Origin of the sequence: Dietzia sp. E1 (genome assembly GCF_014145015.1) — a bacterium.
Taxonomy (GTDB): Bacteria; Actinomycetota; Actinomycetes; order Mycobacteriales; family Mycobacteriaceae; genus Dietzia; species Dietzia cinnamea_A.
This window is the reverse complement of the sequence record NZ_JAALDU010000269.1, coordinates 1-4,071: the sequence shown is the minus strand read 5'-3', so window position 1 is coordinate 4,071 and position 4,071 is coordinate 1. Positions and strand designations below refer to the sequence as shown.

The window sequence follows — 4,071 nt, the reverse complement described above, 5'->3', positions numbered from 1 at the left end:
AGGATCTCCCACGCGCCGGTGCCCTCCGCGCGCCAGGGCAGCGGGCGGCCGACGCGCTCGAACCAGGACAGCAGAGCCGGCGTGTCGACAGAGGTCAACGTCCGGCCCCCGCGGGTGGCCGTGCACAATATGAGCCATGCCTCATACCAACCCGATCAGTGCCTGGGCCTCGCTGCGCGACGGCAATCACCGGTTCGTCGAGGGCCAGATGCGTCATCCGAGTCAGAATACCGAGCGGCGGGAGAAGCTCGTCGCCGCGCAGCACCCCAAAGCGGTGCTGTTCGGGTGTTCCGACTCGCGGGTGGCGGCCGAGATCATCTTCGACCAGGGCCTCGGCGACCTGTTCGTCATCCGCACCGCGGGCCACATCATCGACACCGCGGTCCTCGGATCCATCGAGTACGCCGTGCACGTGCTCGACACCCCGCTGATCGTCGTGCTGGGCCACGACAGCTGTGGCGCGGTCAAGGCCACCACGGACGCGCTGGCGACCGGGGAGATCCCGCCCGGTTTCCTGCGTGACGTGGTCGAGAAGGTGTCGCCGTCGATCCTCAACGGCCGTCGCGAGGGACTGAGCACGACCGACGACTTCGAGGCGCGCCACGTGCTGGAGACGGGCGAACTGCTCAAGCAGCGGTCCAAGATCATCAGCGACAGGGTCGACGAGGGCCGGTTGGCGATCGTCGGGGTCACCTACAAGCTCTCCGACGGTCACGCCTACCTCCGCAGCGCCATCGGGGACGTGCAGGACGTCCCGCACGGCCCCGGCGAGGAGATGGTCGCGGTCTGATGGTCGCGGTCTAGCGACCGCGCACCGGCGGCGCCGTCAAGCGCACCGGCGGCGCCGTCTGGGGGACACGCCGCGCCGCAGGTCCGACGGTGCGCGGGCTCGGCTCTAGAGTTGGGCCCGTGCACGAACCCCAGGGCCCCCTTCCGCGTGAAGTCTATGTGCGTCGCCGCGTCGCCGCGGTGGTCGTCGTGGTCGTCGCCGTCCTGGTCGTGGTGCTCGCGCTCTTCCTCGCCTCGCGGGACACCGGGACGGACACCCAGGAGACCGCCACCGGCGGTGACGCGGGCTCCACGGAGCCGGTGGCCACCTCGGAGACGTCGACCACCGGGACCTCGGAACGCGCCGACGACGGCGGTGCGTCGCGGGGACGGTGCGCGGACGAGGACCTGCGCCTCGACGTCTGGCCCGCCGAGCCGAACGTGGCGGTGGGGCAGGACGTGCGCTTCTTCGTGAACATCGTCAACGTCTCGGACACGACCTGTGACCGCGACCTGGCGGAGGCGCCGTTGTCGTTCGAGGTGTACCGCCTGGACGACAACTCCAAGGTGTGGTCGAGCATCGACTGCACGACCCCGCGCGACGAGGACGAGGTCGAGTTGCGTCCCGACGAGCCCGAGCCGCGTCAGATCGACTGGACCGGCCGCCGCTCGGCGGAGGGCGCCTGCTCGGAGGCGGATCGCACGCCCGTGGAGGTGGGCGCGTACCAGGTGTACGCGCTGGTCGGGAACGTCTTCAGCCCGGCGGCCACGTTCAACGTCGTCGAGGCCCCCGAGTCCTGAGCCGCGGTCGGGTCAGACGACGCCCAGGCCCGTGAGGCGCTGGCGGACGTGCCGCGCCCAGAGCGCGCCGACGCCCTCGACGTCCGCGAAGTCCGACTGCTCGGCCGAGAGCAGCGCGGGGACCGAACCGAAGCGTTCGACGAGGGCCATGATCTGCACCGGCCGGAGGCGCGGGATGTGCGCGAGCATCCGGTACCCCCGGGCCGTGACGTGCTCGTCGAGGTCCTCGGGCTCGGCCGGCAACCCCAGGCACCGGGCCACGGGAGCGGGCAGGAGGAGGTCGGCGTCGGAGAGTGCGGCCAACCGCTCCAGCCCGGCGTCGATCTGCTCGGCGGTCGGGACCGGGCGCGCGTCACCGTCGACGGGCTCGACCCGCAGGTGGTCGGCGACGAGGCCCCGCAGTTCGTCCGGGGTGTCGGAGAGCAGCTCCTCCAACTGGAGAGTGGTCTGCCGACCGTACTCGCCCATCTCCACCGTGAGCTCGGCGAGCTCGGCGCCCAGACGCTCGAGACGGAGCAGTCTCTGGGCCATGGCCACCACGTCGCGGACGGAGGCGTAGTCGCCCATCTCCGCCCGGTCGAGTCGGGCGCGGGCGCGGGCGGCGTGGGCGCCGTGACGCTCCATGGTCGCGACGGTCTGGTCGGCGCGCGCGAGCAGCACGACCGGGTCCGCGAGCACGCGGGCCAGACCGCCGGCGTAGACGGTGACCGTCGTCATCGACGCCGAGACGGCGACGGTGGGCACGCCGGTGTGCGCGGCCGTCCGCTCCGCGGCGCGGTGTCGGGTGCCCGTCTCGACGGCGGGCAGCGAGGGATCCGGGACGAGGTGGACGTTGGCACGGGTGATGCGGGAACCGTCGGTGGACAGCACGACCGCGCCGTCCATCTTGCTCAGTTCCCGCAGTCGGGCCGGGGTGAACTCGACGTCGAGGTCCACGCCGCCGTCGCAGACGGCCTGGACCATCGGGTCGTCACCGAGCACCACGAGGCCACCGGTGCCGCTGCGGCGGATCCGGTCGAGTGCGTCACGCAGCGCCGTGCCCGGGGCGAGACGGCGCAGCACGGCGCGCATCTCGGGGTCGACCGGCGAACCGTCGGCCGAGCGGGCGGAGAGGGCGGACGTGTCAGTGCCCCTCGGACTCGCCGACGAACTCCGTCGGACGGGTGTACTCGCCAGCCTCGAGGATCTCGCCGACGACGGCGGCCTGGGTCTCGATGCGGTCGCCGTTGGAGAAGGAGACGGTGGCGGGCACCGAGGTGCCGATGCTCAGGTCGTCCGCCGACGGCAGGGTGGCGGTGGTCTGCTCGACGCACACGCCCTCCACCGGGACGGGCTCGGCGTTCTCGCGGGCGTCGACCACGATCGAGCAGCCGCGCTCGAGCGGCTGCGTCTCACCGAGCTGGACCGGGGCCCCGTCGATCTGGACGCTGTCCAGCGAGACCGGCTCACCCAGGCCGTAGCCGCTGAAGGAGGCGACGAAGCCGACACGGGCCTGGCCGCCGTTCTCGGGGACGACCACCTGCAGGTCGTTGACCGCCAGGTCGCCGACCTCACCGCGTCCACCGTCGACCGCGGCGACCTGGTTGGCCGTCTGCGAGACCTGTCCGGCGCTGCAGGCCGAGGCCCCGAGGGCGGCGCCCACGGCCAGGACTACGAGCGCGGTGCGGCGCAGGCCGGTGTTCGGTGAAGTCACGTCAGGCTCCTCGGGGATGGTCGTCTCTCAGGCCGGTCTCATCGTAGTCCACGGCCGGTCCGGACCTGCGGCAGAGTGGCCCGGTCTCGCCCCCGCGAACGTGCCGTCCCGCCCGGCACGTTGCTGACCTGCGCAAACGGAAAACGCCTGGACTGAGGGCGTGCTAAGATAGGTCAGTCGAAAGGGGAAAGCCACTCATGGAGTTCAAGGTCGGCGACACCGTCGTCTACCCGCATCACGGCGCCGCCACCATTCAGGCGATCGAGATGCGGACGGTCAAGGGCACCGAGAAGGAATACCTCGTCCTCAAGGTCTCACAGGGCGACCTCACGGTGAAGGTACCGGCCGAGAACGCCGAGTACGTGGGCGTGCGCGACGTCGTGGACCAGGCGGGTCTCGACAAGGTTTTCGAGGTCCTGCGCACCGAGCACGCGGAGGAGCCCACCAACTGGTCCCGGCGCTACAAGGCCAACGGCGAGAAGCTCGCCTCCGGCGACGTCAACAAGGTGGCCGAGGTCGTCCGCGACCTCTGGCGCCGCGACCTCGACCGCGGCCTGTCCGCCGGCGAGAAGCGGATGCTCGCCAAGGCCCGCCAGGTCCTGGTCGGGGAGCTGGCGCTCGCCGAGCGCTCCGACGAGGAGCGTGCGGACGCCCTCCTCGACGAGGTGCTGGGCTCCGCCGCCCCGGCGTGACACCCGCCGCCCACCAGTCGGCATGACGCGTCAGCGCACGCCCGGGGACGCACCCGGGCCCGGTATCGACGGCCACCCCGCCCCGACGGGCAGGGTGGCCGCCGTCGTCCCCGCGGC

The 4,071-nt window shown here is 72.0% G+C and carries 5 protein-coding genes; 3 read left to right on the top strand and 2 right to left on the bottom strand.

All coding sequences use genetic code 11. The features are described from left to right. Nucleotides 1–136: 136 nt before the first annotated feature. Nucleotides 137–790 (top strand): carbonic anhydrase, encoded by a 654-nt coding sequence (locus tag G6030_RS09730; RefSeq protein WP_007628448.1) that lies wholly within the window; start codon nucleotides 137–139, stop codon nucleotides 788–790. 119 nt (nucleotides 791–909) lie between these two features. After that, nucleotides 910–1,569, top strand: coding sequence for a hypothetical protein (locus G6030_RS09725; protein WP_182643001.1), 660 nt, complete (start codon nucleotides 910–912; stop codon nucleotides 1,567–1,569). A 12-nt stretch (nucleotides 1,570–1,581) separates the two neighbouring features. Here the strand turns inward: G6030_RS09725 and disA are convergent, their stop codons facing one another. Then, the gene (disA, locus tag G6030_RS09720; RefSeq protein WP_182643000.1) at nucleotides 1,582–2,640 is read right to left on the bottom strand and encodes a DNA integrity scanning diadenylate cyclase DisA; all 1,059 of its coding nucleotides are present in this window, start codon (nucleotides 2,638–2,640) and stop codon (nucleotides 1,582–1,584) included. Between the two features lie 52 nt (nucleotides 2,641–2,692). Beyond that, the gene (locus G6030_RS09715) at nucleotides 2,693–3,262 is read right to left on the bottom strand and encodes a hypothetical protein (protein ID WP_182642999.1); all 570 of its coding nucleotides are present in this window, start codon (nucleotides 3,260–3,262) and stop codon (nucleotides 2,693–2,695) included. Nucleotides 3,263–3,459: 197 nt separating this feature from the next. Here G6030_RS09715 and G6030_RS09710 point away from each other — a divergent pair, with 197 nt between their 5' ends. Then, nucleotides 3,460–3,954: a CarD family transcriptional regulator gene (locus tag G6030_RS09710; RefSeq protein ID WP_061916532.1), complete on the top strand. Its 495-nt coding sequence runs from the start codon at nucleotides 3,460–3,462 to the stop codon at nucleotides 3,952–3,954. The last annotated feature ends 117 nt before the right edge of the window (nucleotides 3,955–4,071 follow it).